This is a genomic window from Collinsella sp. SGI.180, from assembly GCF_050313455.1.
Taxonomy (GTDB): Bacteria; Actinomycetota; Coriobacteriia; order Coriobacteriales; family Coriobacteriaceae; genus Collinsella.
Genome location: NZ_JBNPLL010000005.1, coordinates 59,210 through 83,512, shown reverse-complemented (window position 1 = coordinate 83,512; position 24,303 = coordinate 59,210). Strand labels below are relative to the sequence as shown.

The following is a 24,303-nucleotide window of genomic DNA, read 5'->3' as shown; positions in this document are numbered from 1 at the left end:
TCATTTCACGGCACCTTGGCTCAAACGGCGGGCTCTCGCTGACTTTTGCTCAACCTGCGGCGGTTTCGCTGGCGTCGGCTTCATCTGCAAGCCTTAGCAGCTCCGTCTTACCGTTGACATTGCGGCATTTGCCCAGATAAAACCTGCCAAAATAAACCCGTCCTTTTTTGGCAGGTTTTAGAGCTCCACACTTTCGGCACCGTTGATGTTTAGGTCGCGCTCGTAGAAAGCCGTGAGGGCACGAATCGCGTACATCACGTCGCGCACGCCACCGGTCTCGTAGCTCGAGTGCATGGCCAGCTGCGGCAGGCCCACGTCCACGGCGTGCATGCTCGCCTGCATATTGGACAGATTGCCGAGCGTGGAGCCACCCGCCATATCGCTCTTGTTGGCAAAGGCTTGCGTGGGCACGTCTGCGTCATCGCAGATGGCCTGGAACACTGCGCGGCTAAAGGCATCGGTGCAGTAGTGCTGGTTGGCGGCTTCCTTGATGACGATACCGCCGTTGAGCACGACCTGGTTGTGGGCATCGCACTTCTCGGCGTGGTTGGGATGCACGGCGTGCGCGTTGTCGCAGCTCACGAGCATCGAGGCGGCAAGCGCACGGTGGTACGACTCGTCATCAAAGCCCAGCGACCCGTTAATGCGACGCAACGCATCGGCCAAGAACGTCGACATGGCGCCCTGCTTGGTCTCGGAGCCAACCTCCTCGTTGTCGAAGCAGCAAAAGACCGAGATGTCATGTGCATTCTCGGCGCCCAAAAATGCCTGCAGCGAGGTGTAGGCGCAGGCTAGGTCGTCGAGCTTGGGCGTCGAGATAAACTCGTCGGCCCAGCCCCAAATGTGCGCGTCCTGACGATTGACCAGAAACAGATCGCGGCCCAAAATCTGCTCGGGCTCGACGTCCAGTTCGTCGGCGATCAGAGCATCGAAGTCGCCCTGCTTAAGCTCGCCGGCGCTGATGAGCGGGCACAGGTCGACAGCGCGGTTGGGTGCAAAGCCCTCATTGACGCCACGGTCCATATGGATAGCAAGACTCGGAATGATAGCGACCTCGCGCTCGGTGGCAAGCAGGCGGCTCTCAATACGGTCGCCCTCGCGCACCAACACGCGTCCAGCCAGCGCCAACGGGCGATCGAACCAGGTGTAGTCGATCATGCCACCGTAGGCCTCGGTGTTCAGGCGCAGCGTCTCGCCCGCGCCGTCAAGCTCGGGCACGGCCTTGACCTTAAACGTCGGAGAATCGCTGTGCGACGCCGTGAGCTGAAAATGATAGTCGCCGGCAACGCCGTCCTCGCCCCACGTCGCGGCCAGGTCCTCGCCCACCTTAAAGGCGATAACGCTCGAGGTGTTGCGCTGCGTGTAATAACGCCCGCCCGGCTCGATGTCCCACGCCGCATTCTCGGGCAGGTAGGTAAAGCCCGCCTCGTCGAGCTCGGCCATAATGGTCGCCGCCGTATGGAACATGCTGGGGCACGCCTCGATAAAGTCGATAAGGTCGTTGGCGGCCTCGATATCGTCGGCCGTCACATGCGCACGTTCGGGCGTTTCCTGATCCGTCATGCTCTCCCCTTTCGCTGGGTTGATGGTCCCCTCCAGCATACCCCGCCACGCCAGCGCCGCACTCTTCATTCCATGTTTAATCCCGTGCCACTCACCAGGTTGAGCCATCATGCTTGCGCTCCTTTTGCGATAATTACGCTAACAGGACGAGAGGAGCCGTCATGAAGCCACGTAACATTGCCATCGCCTGCGGTGTCGCGGGAGTCGCCGTCGGCCTTGCCGCTGCCACCGGTATCGTTTACCGCAAGCAAATCAAGTCCGCCGCGTCGCTCAAACGCTTGACCGACTACGCGGATGGCTATGACCTGTACTCAATCGACATTGCCTACGACTACGATCTTGATCGCATCATCGCCGCTGGCGTGCGCGACGACCAGGCCTACATCGATGCCGTGGTGGCGCAGGTGCTGCCCGGTGTGCCGGCACATATCCAGGCTCCCCAGTTTGCCTGCAGCGCTTTTGTCACCGTAGATGCCGAAGGCCGCGTGCGCACCGGTCGCAATTACGACTTTAAGGACGACACCTCGGCGCTGCTGGTGCGCAATCACCCACGCGGCGGCTATGCCTCCATCGGGTTTGCTGCCCTTAACAACCTGGGCGATAACACTCCGCTTGACTCCGTCGCCGGACGCGCCGCCGCACTCATGGGTCCGTTTGCCCAGCTCGACGGTGTTAACGAATGCGGCGTTTCCGTTGCCGTACTCACCCTTGATTCCAAGCCCTGTGACCAGGACACGCAACGCCCTGTCATCAATACCTCGCTCGCCATCCGTCTGGTGCTCGACCGTGCCGCCACCACGCAAGAAGCTGTCGACCTGCTTTCCGCCTACGACATGCACGCCATGGCAGGACGCGATTATCACTTCTTTATCAACGACGCCACCGGTGACGCGCGCGTAGTAGAGTGGGATCCGCACGATCCGGACCGCGCTTTCCAAGCGACTCCTGTACGCCAGGTTACGAACTTCTACCCCTGCTATGGCGACGAAGTGCTGCCCAACCAAAGGAACGGCGAGCTGGGCCATGGTAAAGAGCGCGCCGTCGCAATTGCCGATGTCCTTGACGCCCATGTCGGTGCCCAGGACGAAACGATTGCCTGGGAAGCCCTGCGCGCTGCAGCGCAAGAGCCCAATCCGGAAGACATCACCAGCAATACGCAATGGTCGGTCGTCTTTGACAATACCGAACCCGCCGCCGCTATTACGCTGCGCCGCCACTGGGGCGACGTCGACGCCTTCGCGCTGTAAGGAGCCATGCCCGTCGACCTTACGCTCGCCTGACGTTGTTTACATTTCTATACGCTTGAGCTAACACGTTTTACCCCCGTATCAACAGTGTGCGGGGGTAAACTTATGCGCATGTTATAACTTGCCCGGAAGGATTCATCATGCTTAGGATCGGTCTTCTTACCAGTGGCGGCGACTGTCAGGCGCTCAACGCCACCATGCGCGGCATCGTCAAAACGCTTATGACCAATAGCGAAGAACCTATCGAGATCTATGGTTTTGAGGACGGCTACCAGGGCCTTATCTACAGCAGGTTCCGCGTCATGACGCCCGCCGATTTTAGCGGCATCCTCACCCGCGGCGGCACCATTTTGGGCACGAGCCGCACGCCGTTCAAGCGCCTGGACATTCCCGAGGCCGACGGTGTCGAGAAGGTGCCCGCGATGGTCCACACCTATCACAAGCTGCAACTCGACTGCCTGTTTATGCTGGGCGGCAACGGCTCCACCAAGACTGCCAACCGCCTGCGCGAAGAGGGCCTCAACGTTATCGCTCTGCCCAAGACCATCGATAACGACACCTGGGGCACCGAAATGACATTTGGCTTTACGAGCGCCATCGACGTCGCCACCAAGTGCATCGACGACATCCACACCACCGCCTCGAGTCACGGCCGCGTGTTCGTTATCGAGATCATGGGCCACAAGGTTGGCTGGATCCCGCTGTACGCCGGCGTCGCGGGCGGCGCGGACGTCATCCTGATTCCCGAGATTCCCTACGACATGGGTAACGTCATCAAGACCATCGAGCATCGCATGGAGACCGGCAGCCGCTTTACGATCGTGGCCGTCGCCGAGGGCGCTATCTCCAAGGAGGACGCGGCGCTGCCCAAGAAGGAGTACAAGAAGAAGCTCGCCGAGCGCACGAGTCCGTCGATTGTCTACGACATTGCCAAGGAAATCGAGGCCAAGACCGGTCGAGAGACCCGCGTCGCCATCCCCGGCCACACGCAGCGCGGCGGTCAGCCCGACGCCCAGGACCGCATCTTTGCGACCCAGTGCGGCGTCGAGGCGGCACTGGGCTGCCTACGCGGCGAGTTTGGCTACATGATTGCCCTGCGTGACGGCAAGATGTGCCACATGCCGCTCGAGGAGGTCGCCGGCAAGCTCAAGTTTGTCGATCCCCAGAGCGACCTGGTACGCGAGGCCAAGGCGCTGGGCATCAGCTTCGGCGACGAATAGCCTCGGCCGAAATCCATCCCATCGGGCCCTCCGACCCCGCCCGACGTATTTCGATTTGGCTCCTCCCTTGACTCCGTCAAAGGTCGCCAATCGAAATCGTCGGTCGGGGTCGGAGGGCCCTGCGTTTACATGCTCGCCGAGGCTATTCGTCTTCTTGCTGCGGGTGCCTAGGGCAGGAGGCGCCGTGCATTTTTGGGAGTTTTCAGCAGCTGAGGGTGCCTGCATACTGAATTTTGGGCGAAAGGCAGGCGCCATGGGCCGCATCTTGTAAAAACGAGCGGCTCTTGAGGCGTTGGGAGCTCAGAATCAGGGCTTTCAGCGCAGTTTTGTGCGCCCGCTCCCATACTCGTGGACTCCGGAATGCTGAATTCTCCGGAATTTGCACGCCGCCCCTGGGGGTACCTGCGGGTAAAAAGCAACCGCCCCGCCAAAATATGCATTCTGCGGGGCGGTTTATGCAATAAAGCGACTGCGGCACGTCACAGCTCGCTACAACTTGAATCCAAGAACAGGTTACTCGGCGCTCTTGAGGGCACCGACCATGTCAATCTTGTTGAGGGTTCGGTTGGTGGCGAGGTTGACGATAATCGTAAAGCCAAACGAAAGCACCACAGCGAGCACGAAACTCAGCGGCTCGACCTCAACATCAAAGTACAGCGACGGCATCTGAAGAACGTACGTAAAGCTCTCGGCAAGCAGGCCACCCAGCGGCACGCCCAGTGCGGTGCCAATCGCCGTAAGGATCAACGTCTCCTTATTGACGTAGTGGTGCACCTCGCCACGGCGGAAGCCCAGCACCTTGATGGTCGCCAGCTCGCGTTCGCGCTCCGAAATATTCGTATTAGACAGCGTAAACACCACCACAAACGACAGGCACGCCGCCATAAAGGTCACAAGCACTACGACCGAATTGATAATCGTAAAGTTCGACTCATAGTTCTCCCAATGCTCGGCCGTACTCGAAATCGTAAGCCAACCGTCACTCTTAAGCTTCTTGCTAAACGCAATCTGGTCGGCCGACGAGCCCTTAAGCAGCACAAAGATGCCGTTAAGACGCGCGCTTCGGCCGAACGCGCGCTCATAGGTGCCCTGCGTCATATAAAGCGTGTTGCCCAAATAATTGAGCGAGATATCGCTAACCTTGACCTTGGTAACATTGAGCGACGAATCCTGGACCTGCGCCGTATCGCCCGGCTGAATCCCCAGCACCAGCTGTGAACTCTTGCTTAAATACACGTCCCCGTCACGCAGGGCGAGCGGTTCTTTGGACTCATCCTCCAGGCGCACGTAATCGTCCAGGTCATTCGTGCGGTCGTCGGGAATCACGATGAGCTGTACGGTCTCGCTCTTACCGCCAAACGTAAAGGTGACGTTGTCGGTCATAATCGGCAGGGTCGAGGTCACGCGTACGCCGGAGTCGCTGGCCGCGCTACGCTCTTCCAGCGCCGCACACGTCTGAGCATAGTCATCGGGATTGGCGACCGCCAGCAAGTCATAGCGCGTGATATGCCCGTACTGTTTGGGCGAAAGCGCCACCGACGTATCGCGGATGCCCATACCGCAGATCACAAGCGCCGTGCAGCCGGCGATACCGAAGATGGTCATAAAGGCACGTTTTTTGTAGCGGAACAGGTTACGCGCTGCCACCTTGTTCAAAAAGCCCATGCGGCGCCAAATAAAGCCGATGCGCTCAAGCAAGATGCGCGAGCCGGCTCGCGGGGCCTTGGGACGCATAAGCGAGGCTGGGGTCTCGGCCATCTCGTGGCGGCAGGCGATAATCGTGGCACCCACCACGCCCACGGTAAACAGCGCCACCGAGACGATCGAGGACACGATGTCGTACGAAAGCAGCATCTGGGGCAGTGAGTACATGTCGTCGAACACCGTAAACAGGAACAGCGGCAACCCCACAAATCCGACGATGTTGCCGAGTACGCCGCCGAACAGACATGCCCACAGCGAGTAGTCCACGTATTTGGACAGGATTCGCCCGCGTGAATAGCCGAGCGCCTTGTATAAGCCAATGAGCGTGCGCTCTTCCTCGACCATACGAGTGGCGGTGGTAAGGCTGATGAGCACGGCTACGACAAAGAAAATAAATGGGAAAACCGTGGCGATGGCCTCAATCGAAGAGCTGTCGCTCTCGACGCTTGAGTAGCTTGCGATGTTACCGCGATCCTGGATGTACCAAGTGCATTCGCCCAGATCGGAAAGCTCGGCGCGTGCATCGGCAAACTGCTGGTCGGTGGCGGCGCGGCGCTGGTCCAAATCGGCCTGAGCCCGAGCGCGCTCCTCACTGCCCTGGGGCATGCGGTTGATGTTGTCCTGCTCAATCCCAAAGAGCATATTCGCCTGGCGCTCGGAGGCATCCAAGCTTGCCGGCGCGTCGACCGTCAGCTCTTGGGCGCGCACCTTCTCACGCTCGTCGCGAATCTTCTCGATATTACCCTTGACCTCGTTGATCTTTGTCGTGTAGGCATCTGAATAGGAGTTGAGGCTCTTGGCTCCCTCGACGATCACGTGGACCGCGGAGTAGGAAGAAGATGTCGCGGCATCCTCGCTCACATAGAACTTATAGTCCGCAGCCGAAGCAGCGCGAAAGGCGTTGACTGTCGAGTCGGAGCTCACATCAGTAGGATCGAGGACCTCGGCCGTAATGGTGTAATCACCCGCGGCAAACTGGTCCTTGGCGCTTTGGTTCGACGAGCTCGCGTCATTGGCGGCAAAACTCACCGTGTCGCCGAGCTTTTTGCCCGAAGCCTTCAGGAACTTCGAAGTCACCGCGACCTCGCCGGCGCTCTCGGGCAAATCGCCGCTCACCAGCACCGGTTGATCGATATTCTTCCTGGAAAGGCTCTGCACGACTACACGCTCGCGCGTGGTACCCACGGCGGTGTAGGCAGTCTCGGTGTAGATGCCCTCGGCCGTCTCGACGCCGTCGACCTCTTGGATAGCCGCAAGATCGTCGCGCGTAAGGCCATAGGTCGACTGCACGTTAATGTCATAGACATTCTGCTGGTCAAAATAGACGTCGACCGAATCGCGCAGATCCTCGCAGCCCGCCTTAAGACCGCACATCACGCTCACGCCGAGCGCGGTAATGACCACGATAGATAGGAAGCGCTTAAGACTGCCTCGGATTGTGCGGGAGATGCCACAGCGAAAAACCGTCGGCGCCATATCATTTGAGCTTTGAGCGGTACGGTAGGTCGCGAACTCCCGATCGTGACCCACGTGCTCCGTATCGTGGTTTTTGCTGTTTTGGCGATCTTGGTCCATGGGCGCTACCACTCGATCGTCTCGATAGGCACGGGATTTTGCTGGACCGTCTCGCTCTCCACGCGACCGCTCTTAAAGCAGATCAGGCGATCGGCCATGGGCGCGAGCGCGGAGTTGTGCGTGATGATGATGACCGTAATGCCCTGCTTGCGGCAGGTATCCTGCAGCAGCTGCAAAATCTGCTTGCCGGTTTTGTAGTCGAGGGCACCCGTGGGCTCATCGCACAGGAGCAGCTTGGGGTTCTTGGCCAGTGCGCGGGCGATGGACACGCGCTGCTGCTCGCCGCCCGAAAGCTGCGCCGGAAAGTTGGCGAGGCGCTCGCCCAGGCCAACCTGGCGAAGTGTCTGTTCGGCATCGAACGAATCGGGGCAGATTTGCGCCGCAAGCTCGACGTTTTCGAGCGCCGTCAGGTTGGGAACCAGATTATAGAACTGGAAGACAAAGCCGACGTCGGCGCGGCGGTATTCCACGAGCTGCGCCTCATTGGCGGAACTCACGTCGCGCCCATCCACCGTTACGGTGCCGGAAGTCGCCGTATCCATGCCGCCCAGAATGTTGAGCGCCGTGGTCTTGCCGGCACCCGAAGCACCCAGGATAATGGCGAGCTCACCGCGCTCGACCGTAAAGCTCGCGCCATCGAGCGCGTGAATGCGGGCGTCACCCTCGCCGTATGCTTTGACGACGTCTTTGAATTCGATATAAGCCATCGATTAATTCCCATCTGGTCGGATAACTCTTTAGTATTACCCATTTCGCACCGACCAAAAAGGGACAGGTTTATTTTGGCAGGTTTTATATGGGGAAACGAGGGTGCGGGCAGGCACCAGGACTGTCCACGGCAACCATTTGACCCAAACCGTATCCACCGCTATGATGCCACTGCGGAATGAATGTCTCCGTTGGGTGCGCCAGCCAAGCTGCCGCGTTACCCTAAACCGCCTTGTTGCTGATGACTTCTGCTGTTACGTGATGCCCCTAGGCATCACGCCGCGGCAGGAGTCTTTTTTGTTTTGGAGGAGAAGTGTCGGAAAGCGGCGCATCGAGCAGAATCAAACGTCTGCTCAACACCTATAGCGGTCTTGTGCTTATGGGTGCCGTCGGAATCCCCGTCGGTATCATCGTTGGCGCCATCTGCGCACTCTTTGGACGCGTGCTTTTGGCGATCGGCGCCTTCCGCGACGAACACATCACCCTGCTCCTCCCCTTCCTCGCCCTTATGGGCCTTGCCATCGTGTTTGCCTACCGCGCTTGGGGCAAGGGCACCGACCGCGGCATGAGCCTGGTATTCGACGTAGGCCACGGGCGTGAGGACGCCATCTCGCCGCGCTTGGTGCCGCTCATTATGCTGAGCACGTGGGGGACGCACCTCTTTGGCGGCAGTGCGGGACGCGAGGGCGTGGCCGTGCAGATCGGTGCAACCGTCTCACATTGGATCGGCCGACGTCTACCTTTCCGAGACCCCGGCAACACGTTTTTGCTTATCGGCATGGCCGCCGGCTTTGCCGGGCTCTTTCGAACGCCCCTTGCTGCCACGGTCTTTGCTATCGAAGTACTGGTCGCAGGACGCATGGAATACCGCGCGCTGTTTCCCGCGCTTACAGCCTCGCTCGCCGCAAGTATGACCTCCGGTGCCCTGGGACTCGAGAAGTTTGAGGTCGCCGTTGTCGCCTCATGCGCGCTTGATCTCCCCGGTCTTGGACGGCTTGCGGTACTAGGCATCGCGTTTGGCATGGTAGGCGGTGCCTTTGCCTGGTGCCTTGCGCATGCCAAGACCCTTGCGGCGCGGCTGCTCCCCAACCCCTATGCGCGCATCGCCGCTATCGGCATCGCGCTATCGGCGATTCTGTTCGCACTGTGGCAGGGTCGATACTGCGGCCTTGGCACCAACCTGATATCGGCGGCGCTCAACGGTAACGGTAAGGTCGCCATCATGCCTTGGGACTGGGCGCTCAAATTCGTACTCACCATCGCCACACTTGCCGCAGGATATCAGGGTGGTGAGGTGACGCCGCTGTTTTCCATCGGAGCCAGCCTGGGTGTCGTACTCGCCGGGATTCTCGGCATGCCCGCCGAGTTCTGCGCCGCGCTGGGCTACGCAGCCGTCTTTGGCAGCGCCACCAATACGCTGCTCGCACCCATCCTTATTGGCTGCGAAGTCTTCGGCTTTGGTAATCTGCCGATGTTCTTTATTGTCTGCGTCGTGGCTTACCTGTTCAACATGGATAAGTCGATCTACGCCCTGCAGAAGCGGGCGTAGAAAGATGTCCAAGCAGGTGGTCTCAACCGGAAACGGCGTCCCACTCTGAGGCTGTATTCCGGGACACGGTTTCCGCTTGGGACGCCATTCGGAAAGCGCATCCCGCTTTAAAACGGAATTCCGGGACGTGGTTTCCGTCTGAGTCTCCATTCGGAAAGCGTGTCCCGTTCTTTCACGGCATCTTGGCTATGCAAAGTGCTCGAACGTTATTCCTCGTACGCGCCCTCAAGCCGAAGCAGCCACTCCTTGCGATTGAGCCCGCCGGCATATCCGTTAAGCGAGCCGTCGGCGGCAACCACGCGATGGCACGGCACGATAATCGAAATAGGGTTGCGAGCGACCGCAGCTCCCACCGCACGAGGAGACACAACGGGGTCCTCGTTCCCCGGCACCCGATGGCGGGCGGCGACACGAGCCGCAATCTCGCCATACGTGGCGACCTCGCCACGCGGAATAGAAAGCAGCTCAAACCAGACTTCACGCTGAAACGCCGTACCGATCATATGCAACGGCGGCGTATACCGAGGCTCCTGCCCTGCAAAATAAGCATTCAGCCAAGCCCACGAACGCTCAAGCACCGAAGAAGCCGCACCATGAGCCGGACTCGCCGACGACATGCCACCAGCACCGGAAACCGCATCGGCCCCTTCAACATGTTCTGAGTCTTCCCGGAGAAGCGTGGAGCCAAAGTGCTCCTGCCCCTCAAACCAAAGCCCCGTCAGACCGCGGCCATCAGCGGCAAGCAGGATTTCGCCCAAAGGCGAAGCAAACGTCGTCGTGACCACCAGCGGCTCCTTTCAAAACTCCGCACCATAATACCGCGAATTGTGCAGACAACCTGTCTGATACGCCCGGGCAGGCTCGTAATTGTTTAAGCGAGGCAGCTTTCCCCAATCAAGAGAAGAAGACGCGGAGCTTCGACGCCAGGGCGGTACCCATGCCAGCTGAGCTCTAATACTTTTCCCGAGAAGTGAACGAGTAAAAATAGGACCCCAAAGCATCCACACTTTTTGATTACAAAACCGCAGGATTCGCGCAGCAAAACCGCAGGAAATAGCGGTCAAAATATGTCAATGCTTCGGGGGTCCAAAATAGGTCGTTCACTTCTCGGGAAAAGTATTCAACTTCAATTCACCCCAACCCCAAAGTCACCTCAGGCAGCAGGCGCGAAGCGCCGCAGCTGCCGTCACGGCCCCGCAGTCCCCAAAGGCGGCAGGCGCAAAGCGCCGAGGCCGCTGCCGGGACCAGGGCCCGCAACGGCCACGCGCCCTCACATCAGCCCAGCGGCCCCAACCAACAACGGCCCCATCGCAGGCCGCTCGCAGCCGAGTCACCGCAGGCGGGGCCGGACTCAGCTTTCAGAACACTCCGCAGACCAGTGCGGCGCCTTGTCCGCGGCTCCGAAGGAGCAGGACAAGGCGCCGCACATGATCGAGGACGTTCTGAAAGCTGAGCCCGGCCCCCGCCGGACAGTTCCACCGCTACTCGCAGAGCAGTTTGGCAATCTGGACGGCGTTGGTTGCCGCGCCCTTACGGATTTGGTCGCCACAGCACCAGAAGGTGATGCCACGCGCGGCCTCGGGGTTCGAGATGTCGCGGCGCACGCGACCGACCCAAATCAGGTCCTGGTCGGAGGTGTCCATCGGCATGGGGAATCGGTCGTGCGCATCCTCGGCACCCAGGTCGTCGACCAGCTTGACACCCGGGGCAGAAGCCAGCGCAGCACGGGCTTCCTCGACCGTAATGTCGCGCTCAAACTCGAGCGTAATGCTCTCGGAGTGCGAGCGCAGCACAGGCACGCGCACACAAGTGCAGTTCACGCGCAGCTCGGGCAGGTGCATAATCTTGCGACCCTCGTTTTGCAACTTCATCTCCTCGGAGGTAAAGCCCTCCTCCTTGACGCCGCCAATCTGCGGAATCAGGTTGCTCGCCAACTGGGCGGCAAATGCGCGCGGCTCGGGAATCTCCTCGCCACGACCCAGGGCGGCCAGCTGGGCCTCGAGCTCGGCCATACCGGGAGCACCAGCGCCCGAAGCCGCCTGGTACGTCGAGACGATCATGCGCTTCACGCCGGCAAGCTTGTGCAGCGGCCAGGTGGGAACCAGTCCGATGATGGTTGCGCAGTTAGGGTTAGCGATAAGGCCGTGATGCCACTTGATGTCGTCGGCATTGATCTCGGGCACGACGAGCGGCACCTCGGGATCCATGCGGAAGGCGTGGCTGTTGTCGACCACGACGGCGCCACGCTTGACAGCCTCGGGCAGCAGCTCCTTGGCGATATCGTCGCCGGCAGCGCCGAGTACGATGTCGCAGCCCTCAAAGGCCTCGGGACAAGCCTCCTCAATAACAACCTGCTCGCCGCGGAACTCGACGGTCTTGCCCGCAGAGCGCGCGCTCGCCAGCAGCTTGAGCTTGCCAACCGGAAACTCCTGCTCGTTGAGGCACTCGAGCATCTGGGTGCCCACGGCCCCCGTCGCGCCCAAAATAGCAACCGTGTACTGTTTCATGCTTCCCCCTTTAAAGGTTGTGGCTTTTGCCCGCACGCCGAGCAGGCAGGATATTCTTGCCCAGTGTATACAAGAACGGGGCGGACACGAAACCCACCCCGTCGAAACGAAACCGAAACGAAACGCCCCGCGCTAGATTTTTTGGAACATGCCTCAAAACCCACTCATGCGCCAAAAGGTAGATTTCTAGACATATCCCAAAAATCTACCGGAATGGTCGCTATTTGTGGAGGGCAGCCAGGGCAGGTTCAATCGGTGCAGGAGCCTCCAGATCGGAGACCTTCACAATGCCGTTCTCGTCGGAGAAGGCACGGTAAATGGTCTGAATCGCCAGGTCGAAGTCCTTATCCTCGACACCGATAATGATGTTGATCTCGTCGCAGCTCTGCGAAATCATGCGCACGCTCACGCCAGCCTGGCCGAGCATGCCAAACAGGTGGCCGGAAATACCTGCGCGGCCGCGCAGGTTACGACCGACGGTCGCGATGAGCGCCAGGCCCTCGACAACCTCAATCTCGAGCGGCTCAACCTCCTGCTGGATGTCGCCCACGAGCGAGTACAGCGAATCGTGCACATCCTGCTCCTGCACCACGGCGCCAAAGCGGTCGACGCCGGTGGGCATGTGCTCGACGGAAACGTCATAGCGCTCGAAGACCGAAAGTGCACGGCGCATAAAGCCGACGCGGGGCTTGGTGCGATCGCGGGCCACGTTGATGGCGACAAAACCGCGCTTGCCGGTCACGCCGGTAATGATGGGCTCCGCCTCGCCCTCATCAGCCGTCTCGCTAATGATGGTGCCGGGGTCCTGCGGCGCATTGGTGTTCTTGATGACCAGCGGAATACCCGCCTCGCGCACGGGGAACACGGCCTCCTCGTGCAGGACGCTTGCGCCCATGTACGAAAGCTCGCGCAGCTCCTCGTAGGTAACGCGCGCAATGGGCTGAGCCTCGGGAACAATACGCGGATCGGCAGAGTAGAAGCCCGAGACGTCGGTCCAGTTCTCGTAAAGGTCGGCGTCCAGACACTTGGCCAGAATCGAGCCCGAGATATCGCCGCCGCCACGATCGAGCAGCTTAATCTGGCCCTCACGCGTCGCGCCGTAGAAACCGGGCATAACAAAGCCGCCCTGCTGACCGTACTCCTGCACCAGCTCGGAGGTGCGGTTCATGCTAAGCGTACCGTCGTGATGGAACGCCACAACCGTCGCGGCGTCCAGGAACGGCAGGCCCAGGTACTCGGCCATCAGGCGAGCGGTGAAGTACTCGCCGCGGCTCACAAGCTCCTCGGTGGAGTAGCCGCCCGAGCGGGCGCGCTCGGCAAAGGCCGCGAACTCCTCACGGATGGGATAGGTGAGCTCCAGCTCGTCAGCGATATCAAAATAGCGCTGGCCAATGTCCTCGAGCAGCTCCTCACACGACACGTGATACTTAACGTGCGCGTTAACCAGGTAGAGCAGGTCGGTCACCTTGGTGTCGCCCTTAAAGCGGCGACCGCAGGCGGAAACCACCACAAAACGGCGGGCCGGGTCGGCATCGACGATGGCCTTGATCTTCTTAAAGTGTTCGGCGTCGGCGACCGACGAGCCGCCAAACTTGGCAATCTTAATCATGGGCTGGAGGTTACCTTTCTAAAAGCCTCTGCGAACCTGTTTTGCGCGCTCTGATACCATGGTTTCACCGATTGGGACCAAGGCATCCGAGGAGCAGTGTTATATGGGAACTTATCATAGTACACGAGGACGCACTTTATCGTGCTCAAGTAAGGTGGCAATCCGCACCGGCATCGCTCCCGACGGGGGTTTGTTTGTCTCGGACGAGCTCGGCACCCAGCAGGTCGATATCAGCTCGCTTGCAGATAAATCGTACTTTGAAATCGCTCAAGATGTGTTGGGAATGTTACTGAATGATTACACGGGCGAAGAAATTTCGGCCTGTGTGGATGAGGCATATCGCGGCACGTTCGCGAGTGAAGAGGTTACGCCGCTCGTCAAACTCGACGCTGCGCCGGGCGCTGACGCCCCTCAGACCTATGTGATGGAGCTCTTTGGCGGCCCCACGAGTGCCTTTAAGGACGTCGCCCTGCAGATGCTCCCCCGCCTCATGGCCCGCACTTCCGCCAAGGACGGCGGCGCCGAGCGCATCATGATCGTCACCGCCACGTCGGGCGACACCGGCAAGGCCGCACTTGCCGGTTTTGCCGACGCTCCGGGCACGGGTATCACCGTCTTTTATCCCGAAGGCAAGGTCAGCCGCGTGCAGAATCTGCAGATGTCCACACAGGAAGGCGATAACGTCGCCGTCTGCGGCATTCGCGGCAACTTCGACGATGCCCAGAGTGCCGTCAAGCGCATCTTTGCCGATAAGGAGCTTGCCGAGCGCTTGGAGGCCGCCGGAACGGTGCTTTCGAGTGCCAACTCCATCAACGTCGGCCGTCTGGTGCCGCAGGTCGTCTACTACTTTGCCGCCTATGCGCAGCTGTTGCGCGCCGGCGCCATCGAGGCCGGCGACGCCGTGGAGTTCTGCGTACCGACCGGCAACTTTGGCGATATCCTGGCCGGCTACTATGCCAAGCGCATGGGTCTGCCCGTCGCCAAGCTCGTCGTCGCGAGCGACAAGAACAACGTGCTGGCTGACTTCCTGACCACCGGCGTCTACGACCGCAACCGTCCGTTCTTCACGACCATCTCGCCGTCGATGGACATCCTCATCAGCTCCAACCTGGAACGCATGCTCTACTTCCTGTCCGATGGCGACTGCGAGCTTGTTGCCGGCCTTATGGAGCAGCTGGCAAAGACTGGTTGCTATGAGGTTCCCGCCGACCTGCTGGCAAAGATTCAGAGCGTCTTTGGCTGCGGCTGGGCAAGCGAGGACGAGGTCCTCGCTGCCATCAAGAGCTGCTGGGATGCGAACGGCTACGTGATCGACCCGCACACCGCTTGCGGCTATCACGTCTTTGAAAAGGTCGCTCCCGCCGAGGGGGCCAAGGCCCGTGTGCTGCTTTCGACCGCCAGCCCCTACAAGTTCCCGCGTGCCTGCTGCGATGCTCTGGGTCTCAACGTTCCCGAGGACGACTTTGAGGCCATGCGCGTGCTCGAGCAGGCCACCAATACGGCCGCACCGGCACAGCTCGCCGAGCTCGAGTCCAAACCCGTCCGCTTCGAAGACGTCTGTGACGTCGATGAGATGGCAAGCTACGTCGAGTCTGCAGCAAAAAAGATGGCTACCAACTAAAACCCTTATTAAGCGCCGGCGAAAGCCGGCGCACCTTCTTTTATCAGATAACCCCCGGGATGATGACGAACGCGCACAGCGTGCCTGGCTGTTTAGTTCGTCGCGAGTTCCGCACGCAAAGGAAAGCACTTAATGTGCTTTCCGTCTTGCGCAGGACTGCCCGAGCGGCGAACTAAACAGCCAGGCACGCCAGGAGGACCCACATGATCAAGATCACCGTCCCAGCAACCAGCGCCAACTTGGGCATCGGCTACGACACCCTCGGCATGGCCGTCAGCCTCTACTCGCACTTCACCTTCGAGCGCGCCGACAAGCTCACCATCACGGGCTGCCCCGAGGAGTTCCAAAACGAGAACAACCTGGTCTACGTCAGCTTTGTCGATGCGCTGGCCGCATGGGGCGAGCCGGCTTTTCCCGTTGCCATCGACATTCAAACCGATGTACCCGTCGCTCGCGGCCTGGGTTCCAGCTCCACTTGCGTCGTCGCTGGCATTATGGCCGCCGCCGCACTGACAGGCCACACCGTCGACCGCGCTGAGCTCGTCCGCATTGCCACCGAGGTCGAGGGCCATCCCGATAACGTCGCTCCCGCCATCCTGGGCGGCGCCGTCTGCTCCTTTACGCCGACCGATTCGCTCCCCCAGTGCCTGCGCTACGAGGTGAGCGATCGCTTGCGTTTTATTACCGTGATTCCGCCCTACGAGGTTCACACGAGCGAGGCGCGCAAGGTCGTGCCGCAGGAGATTCCGCTCTCCACCGCCGTATGGCAAATGGGCCGTATCGCCGGCATGACGCGAGGCCTGGAGGCCGGCGACCTCGACCTGATTGCCGCCGCCAATGACGACCGCATCCAGGAGCCCTATCGTCGTCGCCTGATTCCCGACTACAACGCTGTGCGCGACACCTGCCTTAACGGCGGCGCCAAGACCATCTGGATCAGCGGTTCGGGCTCTACCCTTATGGCTGTGACCGACGACACCATCGTGGCAAAATTCCTGCAGGTCAAGCTGCGTGAACAGTTCCCCAAGTGTGAGACGCATATTCTAACGTGCGACACGGAAGGCGCCCAGATCGAATACCTGTAGTCGCCGTACCTTATACCCGCCGGGGAGGCCAGGGGCTTTGCCCCCAAATCGTCCTCGGACATGGCAGGACCCCCGCTGCGCACTTCGTGCGGCGGGGGTCCTGCCGTCCTGCGGAAAGATTTGGGGGCAAAGCCCCTGGCCTCCCCTATGTTAACTTCGCCGGCGGCGGCTACAGGGACCTACACTCTGGAAAGTCGCCGGGCTGATGTTCTGCATTTTATTGATAGGGGCCCCTACTAGAGGCAGGCCTCGGCAATGCGGCGCTTGAGCTCGTCGATGCCGGTGCCGGTCTGGGAGCTTGTGATGATTACGTTTTCGGCCGGGACGTTGAGTTGCTTTTTGATGGCTGCCGCTTGGCGGGCCTGCTGGGTGCGGCTGAGTTTGTCGGCCTTGGTGAGGCAGACGATAAAGTTGAACTCGTTGCCCTGCAGGTAGTCGATCATGTCATGGTCGAGCTTGCTGGGGTCATGGCGAATGTCCACCAGCGACACAACCAGGTTAAAGCTGCGCTCGGAGTCGAAGAAGTCGCCGATGAGCTCGGCCCAGCGATCGCGCTCGGCCTTGGAACGACGGGCGAAACCGTAGCCCGGCAGGTCCACAAAGTGCACGTCGTCGGCCTCGAAGAAATTGATATTGCTCGTCTTGCCCGGCGTGCTCGAAACCTTGACCAGGTTCTTGCGGCCAAAGAGCTTGTTCATGATGGACGACTTGCCCACATTGGAGCGGCCCACAAAGCTCACCTCGGGACAGGTGGACTCGGGGATCTGCGAAACCTTGCCGTAGCTGGCGACGAACTTGGCAAGCTGGTAGTTAATGGAATCGGCCATGGATACTCCTTGGTCGTAGGTTCTTACAATAGGGATGCACGATCACGCAGCGGCGATGCAGCGGACGATATCGAGTGTAATGCCGCTCGCGGTGCGGGCGTACTCGTCCAAATCGAACTCTCGCTCGCAAAACGCGTCATATGCCTCGTCACAATTATCGCTGATAGCACGCAGCACCAGACAATCGACACCGTTCTTGGCTGCAATATGGGCAATCGCAGCACCTTCCATCTCAACGCAATCGGCATGCGTCGCCTCGATGGCGGCGCTGCGCATGGCGTCGCCCGTTACAAAGCGGTCGCCTGTAGCGATAGTGCCAACCAGGAACTGTTTATGGTCCTTCTCCGCAGCGGAATCAGAAGCGTAAGCATCGATAAACCCATGTTCGGCAAGCACGGTGGTGGCGATGTCAACCAGAGCCGGTGTCGAGGCAAACTCCTCAAGCTCCGGCGCCGACTCGGCGATGAGCGCCGTGTCGGTATCCAGATAGCGCAGGCACTTGCCAATAACCACGTCATTGATATGGAGTTTGGAGTTTAAGCCGCCCGCAATGCCCGAAAACACAACGGCCTGCGGAGCATATCTGCTGATGAGATGCTGTGTTGCACCAGCGGCGTTTACGGTTCCCATGCCAGCGGTCGTGGCGACCACTGACAGACCGTTGAGCTCGCCGCTTACAACGCTCAAGCCCGCCTCTTGCGACACACGGGCGCCGTTCAGTTCTTCTTTAATCTGCGCAACCTCTTTTTCGAGTGCACCGATGATTGCGATGGTAGGCATACCATCCCCCAAACCTGTGAAAACTGTTTATCCACGGTATGGTACCAGCATTTTGACTCAACCGCGCAATACGAAGCCGTTAGGCCAGCGCAGCGCGGGTATCGTAGAGCGCCTTGGCGATGGCGGCCACGGCCTCACTCGAACGGTCACTCCACGGCATCGATGACATGATGCTCATAATGTAGGTGTCGCCATCGACATCGATGAGGCCAGCATCGCACGTCGCATTGCAACCTGCCTCGCTGATCCAACCGGCCTTGTTACGCACCATGGCACGGTCGTCCGCAATGCCGTCACGGATAAAGGACCGGGTCGTAGAGGCCAGAAGGCCCGACAGCCATTGCGACGTCTCGCTCTCGCGGCTCAAATACTCGCTCATCTCGCGCCACAACTTGACCGAGGTGCGCGGGCAGTAGGTGGGGAAATCGCTCATCGAATCGAGCGCAACCTCGTCTTCGACGCCGAGTGCGGCAATCCAATCCTCGTAGCCATCTTGATCAAACGTTGCACGCAACGCGACAAACGAGTCGTTATCCGAGTTGACGACCGAGGTCTCGATCAGGTCGCGAACCGTCAGCCAGCCCATACTGTAGCCGCCATAGGTGCCCAGAGCATCATCGAGCGATACTTGCCCTGTCTCGACCAGTAACTCGCAGACGTAGAGTACATAGAGCGCCTTGTAGCTGCTCGCACCGTACACCTCGGCGTCCGCGTTATACGTCACGCCCTTGCCGCTCGACAGATTGTAAAACACCACGCCCACGTCGCCCAATTCCTGGGCCTGATCAAGGGTATCTTGGAGCGCGGCGAGGCTCTCATCCTCCAGGGCGGGGATCTGGTCATCAACCAGCGAGAAGGTCTGCACGGTATCGCCTGAGGGAATATCGTTAAAGTCCGCCTTCGAAAGCCTCGTCTTGAGGCTCGCTGTCGACAGGGTTTGACTTGCGGTGGCTTTAGATTTAGAGACCTTTTTGTTTTGCGTCTGTACCGTTGACGCATCTGAGTGTGCCATTCGCTCCGACGCGTAGGTTTTAGCGGTAATTCCGAGGATAATAACCGCCAACGTTAGCATCCCCATGGCGGCAATCTTCGTCACGCGGATGCGAGCGTCGGCAAGGCCACGCGAAGACGTACCCTTCGTCTCATATCTGCTGCTATGCTGCGGCACATGCTCGTCCCGCGATGCGTCGTTTCGCACGTGGTCTCCTGGCTGCTCCCGTTCATATACGAGCAGCATAATACCGAGCAGGCATTTCTTTCCAAAGATATTCAGAAGCGTTTAAGGTGTCTTTAAAGAAACCACAAGCGTATTTATCCAATTGGCACGCTTCTGTTGCGCATCTCACCGCAACCCAGAGAGCAGTCTTTTTGGGACGGGGCTCTTTTAGCTACTTCTCCACCCTACCGGCCCCAAATGAGCTACCCCTAGCCGATAGCGTTTTTGAGTTCCGCGCGGCGCTTTTTCATGCCCGTCATGACGGCGTTGCGCAGCTCGGGCATGCGCGCGGTATCCATCTGTGGAACGCCCTCGAGCTTATAGGGAATCCCCAGCTGCTCATACTTGACGACGCCCATCGTGTGATACGGCAGCATTTCCAGGCCCACCACGTTATGCCACGGGGCAATCAGACGACCGAGTGCCTCGCACTCCTCTGCCGTGTCGGTAATGCCCGGTACTACCACGTGACGGATAACGACCTTGATCCTGCGACGCGCCAGCTCATCGCCAAACGCCAGGATGCGCGCAGGATCGCAACCGGTCAGCTTTTTATGCTCGACGGGATCGGCGTGTTTAATGTCGAGCAGCACCATATCGGTCTCGTTGAGTACGGCATCGAACTTCTCGGGATGCGCGGGATCGAACGCATAGCCGCAACTATCCAAGCAGGTATGTACGCGACCATCGGGGTTGTTGTGCATTGCGCGGAACAGGTCGGCCAAGAACTCAGGCTGCAGGAGCGGCTCGCCGCCGGATACCGTAATACCACCGCTGCGGTAAAACTCATGGTTGCTCTGGAACTCGTCCATCAGGTGCTCGACGGTCACCATGGTGCCGCCGTTAACCGACCAGGTATCGGGGTTGTGGCAATACGCACAGCGCATGGGGCAGCCCTGAACAAACACCACAAAGCGGATGCCGGGTCCATCGACCGTTCCCATCGTCTCGATCGAATGCACGCGGCCCAGGGCAAACGCGGAGTCCTCAGGACGAGCGTCCATACCCTCGAGCTTCATCTCAGCCATTCCCGCTACCTTGCCTCTCATTGGTTTTAGCTACATAAATGCCAGAGTCATTCTAGCCTATATGCTTGATGGCGAAACGGTTTAGCGGTCAATTGGATTGTCTTATTTGGCCCCATGCAAAAGCGGCGGGAAGGTTGTCGCAACCCGCCCGCCGCCGAGGCAATAGAAATCGATAGACGCCAGGCGTTACGCCTTGAGCGTGAGCACCGCGCCGAAGGCGGTCGGGCCGCAATGGCTCGAGATGACGCCGCCGACCTGAGTCCAGGTAACGTCCTTAAAGCCCAGGTCGTGCGCATAGACTTCCATGTCGTCGCGCAGCTCCTCGGAAAGGCCTACCGAATACGCCAGGCCAATGTGCGAGTAGTCAATTTCGCCCTTCGCAACCATGTGGTCAATAAAGGCGCGGGCGCACTTGAGCATAGAGCCGCGGAACTTCTTGGTCGCCACGAACTTGCCGCCCGTTACCTCAATGCAGGGCTTAATCTTGAGCAGATGGGCACCTAGGAACGCCACGTTGGACAAGCGACCGCCCGCCTTAAGGAAGGCAAGGTCGGTAGGAACAAAGCCCAGCAACACGCGGTCCATAACGGAGTTCGTAAAAGCAAAGATCTCGTCGACGGTGGCATCGGGATGAGCCTCGATGTATTTGGCGGTCTCGACGACAACAAGCGACTGGCCCACCGAGACAAAACGCGTGTCCATGGAGAACACGTAGTCGCGCCCCTCTGCCGCGATCTTCGAGGACTGATGCGAACAGGTCGTGGCCTCGGAATACGCAAGATGCAAAATGGTCGCGTTGGGCTGCTCGGCGTGAATGCGGTCGTACACGCGAGAGAAATCTGCCGGCGCGCAGCCGCTGGTCTTGGGCATCACGCCAAACTCGTTGCAGCGCGAATAGATCTCGAGCGGATCGATCGAGCCGTCCTCGACGGTCTCGTCACCAATCGTGACATGCATGGGCACACGCACAATGCCGTAGCGTTCGCAGAGCTCTGGCGTCACATCCGAACCAGATTCAACCACGATTACGTACTTGCCCATTCTTATCACGACCCATCTCGACGTTGACTTTTTAATATGTGACGCACGTCCGCCGTCCTGCTACAGAACGGTCTCCAAGCGCCAAAGAGACGCCGTCCCTTGCACAAAACAAAGGACAGCGTCTCCCTGGAAAACTCCGTTCTTAACTGAGATTTTACACGGTTTATTACTAAGTGTTACTTACTCCGCAAACGGTAGCTATACGCGATAAACGGTAGCAAGTAAGTATCCAGAACGCTCAACCCATTAGGAGAGTTCCGCCTAATGGGTGACTACAAAGGACCCCGCCGGGGCTGTTTGGGCTACCTCCCAAAACATTCCACAGGACGCAAGAAGCCCTCGCCGCACGAAGTGCGCAGCGAGGGCTTCTTGCATGTCCGAGGACACCAATTTAATTGAGCGTGGTTCCCTAAAGTGCGATAACGCAGGAGACCCGGCAAGGCCGGGAGCACTTTGCCTCGCAAACATTCCGCAGCCGCGAAGCGGCGAGGACGTTTGAGAGGCAAAGTGCGTAGGCCTTACCGGGTCTCCGGTGGGAGTTGAGTCCCTTTAGAACTTGTTGTGGAAGGTACGCGAAATGACCTCGTCCTGCTGCTCCTTGGTGAGCGTGTGGAAGTTCACGGCATAGCCGGAAACGCGGATGGTCAGCTGCGGGTACTTCTCGGGGTGAGCCTGAGCGTCGAGCAGCGTCTCACGGTTGAAGACGTTGATGTTCAGGTGGTGGCCACCCTTCTCGGCGTAAGCGTCGAGCATGTGGACCAGGTTGTCGGCCTGAGTCTCGGAAACTTCAGAAACCTTCATAATGTGTCTCCTTCAATCGATAGGCGCCGGCCGAAACCGGCACTAATCAGTAATCGTTATTGTTAGTATAGCACTAACAATAGTTACTCGCCCAGCTGATCAAGGTCGATATCACCAAAGAACACCTGGTCCTCCTTGCCGAGCGCGCCCGGGATGATGGAGAAGGTGTTGGAGATGCCGTCCTGGGCATCGCGGAACGGGAGCTTGGAAACCGAAGACAGCGAAGCGATGGCGCCCTGGCTATCGCGCTTGTGCATGGGGTTAGCACCCGGGGCGAACGGCTGGCCAGCCTTGCGGCCGTCGGGCGTGGAGCCGGTCTTCTTACCGTACACGACGTTGGAGGTAATGGTCAGAACCGAGGTCGTGGGCACGGAGTTGCGGTAGGTGTCGTTCATGCGGATGTACTCCATGAACTGGTGCACAACGTCGTGAGCGATCTGGTCGACGCGGTCGTCGTCGTTACCGTACTTGGGGAACTCGCCCTCGGTCTCGAAGTCGACGATGATGCCGTTCTCGTCACGGACGGGGTGAACCTTGGCGTACTTGATGGCGGACAGGGAGTCAGCCACGACGGAAAGGCCAGCGATGCCCGTAGCGAACCAGCGGTGCACGTGCTTGTCGTGCAGAGCCATCTGGATGCGCTCGTAGCAATACTTGTCGTGCATGTAGTGAATGATGTTCAGCGAGTTGACGTACACGCCAGCGAGCCACTTCATCATGTCGTTGTACTTGGCCATAACGTCATCGTAATCGAGCGTGTCGCCCTCGACGGCGCGATACTTGGGGCCGACCTGCTTCTTGGAGACCTCGTCAACACCGCCGTTGAGTGCGTACAGCAGGCACTTGGCCAGGTTGGCACGAGCGCCGAAGAACTGCATCTCCTTGCCAATGCGCATGGAGGACACGCAGCAGGCGATGCCGTAGTCGTCGCCGTGGTAAACGCGCATGAGGTCGTCGTTCTCGTACTGGACCGAGGAGCTGGCGACAGAAGTCTTGGCGCAGAACTTCTTGAAGTTCTCGGGAAGACGGGTCGACCACAGAACGGTCATGTTGGGCTCGGGGCTGGTGCCCATGTTCTCGAGCGTGTGCAGGTAGCGGAAGCTCATCTTGGTAACGAGCGTACGGCCGTCAACACCCATGCCGCCGATGGACTCGGTGACCCACTGCGGATCGCCGGTAAACAGAGCCTGGTACTCGGGGGTACGGGCAAACTTGACCATGCGGAGCTTCATGATGAAGTGATCCACGAACTCCTGGATCTGCTCCTCGGTGAAGGTGCCGTTGGCAAGGTCGCGCTCAGCGTAGATGTCGATGAACGTAGAGGTACGGCCGATGGACATAGCGGCGCCGTTCTGCTCCTTGACGGCAGCGAGGTAGGCGAAGTACATCCACTGGATGGCCTCCTGCGTGTTGGTAGCAGGTTTGGAAATATCGAAACCATAGGTCTCGGCCATCATCTTGAGCTCGCCGAGGGCGCGGATCTGCTCCTGCAGCTCCTCGCGATCGCGGATGTTGTCGGCGGTCATGACCGTCGGGGTGGAAGCCTTCTGGGCCTCCTTATCCTTGATCAGGTAGTCGACGCCGTACAGGGCGACACGACGGTAGTCGCCGATGATGCGGCCGCGGCCATAGCCATCGGGCAGACCGGTGATAATGTGAGCCGAGCGGCAAGCACGCATCTCGGGGGTGTAGACATCGAAGACGCCGGCGTTGTGGGTCTTGCGCTCGAAGGTGTAGCGCTCGACGACGTTCTCGTCGATCTTGTAGCCGTGCTGGCTGGCAGCCTGGCAAGCGATGCGGATACCACCGTTGACGTGCAGAGCGCGCTTGAGCGGCTTGTCAGTCTGAAGACCGACGATGGTCTCCTTCTCGCGGTGGGCGTTATCGATGTAGCCAGCGGGGTGGCTCACGATACCCGTGACAGTCTTGGTGTCCATATCGAGGACGCCGCCCTGCTCGCGCTCCTTGAGCAGCAGGTCGAGAACCTCGCCCCACAGCTCCTTGGTACGCTCGGTCGGACCGGCGAGGAACGATTCGTCGCCCTCGTAGGGGGTGTAGTTCTTCTGGATGAAGTCTCGGACGTCAACCTCTCCCGTCCAGATGCCTTCCTTGAAGCCTTCCCATGCCTCCTGCATTGTGTAACCACGCTCCTAGTTACGTATAATGCGGCGCTCTCTCACACCGCTGCTTATTGAATTCTTGAATGTTCGGGTTGCATGACC

General features: G+C 59.5%; 18 protein-coding genes. 5 read left to right on the top strand and 13 right to left on the bottom strand.

The features are described from left to right. Window positions 1-177: 177 nt before the first annotated feature. On the bottom strand, window positions 178-1,563 hold the full coding sequence (locus ACQRAP_RS03540; RefSeq protein WP_427728085.1) for a M18 family aminopeptidase: 1,386 nt from the start codon (window positions 1,561-1,563) through the stop codon (window positions 178-180). Between the two features lie 161 nt (window positions 1,564-1,724). On the opposite strand from ACQRAP_RS03540, the gene ACQRAP_RS03535 reads away from it, so the two are divergent. After that, the gene (locus ACQRAP_RS03535) at window positions 1,725-2,810 is read left to right on the top strand and encodes a carcinine hydrolase/isopenicillin-N N-acyltransferase family protein (RefSeq protein ID WP_427794906.1); all 1,086 of its coding nucleotides are present in this window, start codon (window positions 1,725-1,727) and stop codon (window positions 2,808-2,810) included. 140 nt (window positions 2,811-2,950) lie between these two features. Continuing rightward, window positions 2,951-4,030 carry a 6-phosphofructokinase gene (locus ACQRAP_RS03530; protein WP_154514896.1) on the top strand — a complete coding sequence of 360 codons (1,080 nt, stop codon included), beginning with the start codon at window positions 2,951-2,953 and terminating at the stop codon, window positions 4,028-4,030. Window positions 4,031-4,543: 513 nt separating this feature from the next. Here ACQRAP_RS03530 and ACQRAP_RS03525 read toward each other — a convergent pair. Further along, window positions 4,544-7,309 (bottom strand): FtsX-like permease family protein, encoded by a 2,766-nt coding sequence (locus ACQRAP_RS03525; RefSeq protein WP_427794905.1) that lies wholly within the window; start codon window positions 7,307-7,309, stop codon window positions 4,544-4,546. Between the two features lie 5 nt (window positions 7,310-7,314). Beyond that, entirely contained in the window at window positions 7,315-8,016 is a 702-nt protein-coding gene (locus ACQRAP_RS03520) for an ABC transporter ATP-binding protein (RefSeq protein WP_427718202.1), read from the bottom strand. A 314-nt stretch (window positions 8,017-8,330) separates the two neighbouring features. On the opposite strand from ACQRAP_RS03520, the gene ACQRAP_RS03515 reads away from it, so the two are divergent. Continuing rightward, complete coding sequence (locus tag ACQRAP_RS03515) at window positions 8,331-9,566, top strand: chloride channel protein (protein ID WP_427794904.1); 1,236 nt, start codon at window positions 8,331-8,333, stop codon at window positions 9,564-9,566. A 206-nt stretch (window positions 9,567-9,772) separates the two neighbouring features. Here ACQRAP_RS03515 and ACQRAP_RS03510 read toward each other — a convergent pair whose 3' ends face one another. The 3 genes from ACQRAP_RS03510 to ACQRAP_RS03500 form a co-directional block, all read right to left on the bottom strand. Further along, window positions 9,773-10,351, bottom strand: a complete 579-nt coding sequence (locus ACQRAP_RS03510) for a methylated-DNA--[protein]-cysteine S-methyltransferase (RefSeq protein WP_427794903.1) — start codon at window positions 10,349-10,351, stop codon at window positions 9,773-9,775. A gap of 696 nt (window positions 10,352-11,047) precedes the next feature. Further along, window positions 11,048-12,073 carry an aspartate-semialdehyde dehydrogenase gene (locus tag ACQRAP_RS03505; RefSeq protein ID WP_154514908.1) on the bottom strand — a complete coding sequence of 342 codons (1,026 nt, stop codon included), beginning with the start codon at window positions 12,071-12,073 and terminating at the stop codon, window positions 11,048-11,050. Window positions 12,074-12,293: 220 nt separating this feature from the next. After that, window positions 12,294-13,682: an aspartate kinase gene (locus ACQRAP_RS03500; RefSeq protein WP_154514910.1), complete on the bottom strand. Its 1,389-nt coding sequence runs from the start codon at window positions 13,680-13,682 to the stop codon at window positions 12,294-12,296. Between the two features lie 103 nt (window positions 13,683-13,785). On the opposite strand from ACQRAP_RS03500, the gene thrC reads away from it, so the two are divergent. Together thrC and thrB are read left to right on the top strand one after the other, a co-directional pair. Continuing rightward, complete coding sequence (thrC, locus tag ACQRAP_RS03495) at window positions 13,786-15,303, top strand: threonine synthase (protein WP_427794902.1); 1,518 nt, start codon at window positions 13,786-13,788, stop codon at window positions 15,301-15,303. Between the two features lie 203 nt (window positions 15,304-15,506). Continuing rightward, window positions 15,507-16,388, top strand: coding sequence for a homoserine kinase (gene thrB / locus ACQRAP_RS03490; protein ID WP_154514914.1), 882 nt, complete (start codon window positions 15,507-15,509; stop codon window positions 16,386-16,388). Window positions 16,389-16,624: 236 nt separating this feature from the next. Here thrB and yihA read toward each other — a convergent pair whose 3' ends face one another. The 7 genes from yihA to pflB form a co-directional block, all read right to left on the bottom strand. Beyond that, window positions 16,625-17,215, bottom strand: a complete 591-nt coding sequence (gene yihA, locus ACQRAP_RS03485; protein WP_055252447.1) for a ribosome biogenesis GTP-binding protein YihA/YsxC — start codon at window positions 17,213-17,215, stop codon at window positions 16,625-16,627. 42 nt (window positions 17,216-17,257) lie between these two features. Then, window positions 17,258-17,995: a 5'-methylthioadenosine/S-adenosylhomocysteine nucleosidase gene (gene mtnN, locus ACQRAP_RS03480; RefSeq protein WP_427794901.1), complete on the bottom strand. Its 738-nt coding sequence runs from the start codon at window positions 17,993-17,995 to the stop codon at window positions 17,258-17,260. Between the two features lie 79 nt (window positions 17,996-18,074). Continuing rightward, entirely contained in the window at window positions 18,075-19,193 is a 1,119-nt protein-coding gene (locus ACQRAP_RS03475) for a serine hydrolase (RefSeq protein WP_427794900.1), read from the bottom strand. Between the two features lie 227 nt (window positions 19,194-19,420). Further along, complete coding sequence (pflA, locus tag ACQRAP_RS03470) at window positions 19,421-20,239, bottom strand: pyruvate formate-lyase-activating protein (RefSeq protein WP_427794899.1); 819 nt, start codon at window positions 20,237-20,239, stop codon at window positions 19,421-19,423. 186 nt (window positions 20,240-20,425) lie between these two features. Next, entirely contained in the window at window positions 20,426-21,280 is an 855-nt protein-coding gene (locus ACQRAP_RS03465; protein ID WP_427794898.1) for a DegV family protein, read from the bottom strand. Window positions 21,281-21,829: 549 nt separating this feature from the next. After that, complete coding sequence (gene grcA3 / locus ACQRAP_RS03460) at window positions 21,830-22,081, bottom strand: autonomous glycyl radical cofactor GrcA3 (RefSeq protein ID WP_055252439.1); 252 nt, start codon at window positions 22,079-22,081, stop codon at window positions 21,830-21,832. A gap of 83 nt (window positions 22,082-22,164) precedes the next feature. Beyond that, window positions 22,165-24,216: a formate C-acetyltransferase gene (pflB, locus tag ACQRAP_RS03455; RefSeq protein ID WP_427718174.1), complete on the bottom strand. Its 2,052-nt coding sequence runs from the start codon at window positions 24,214-24,216 to the stop codon at window positions 22,165-22,167. Window positions 24,217-24,303: the final 87 nt, after the last annotated feature.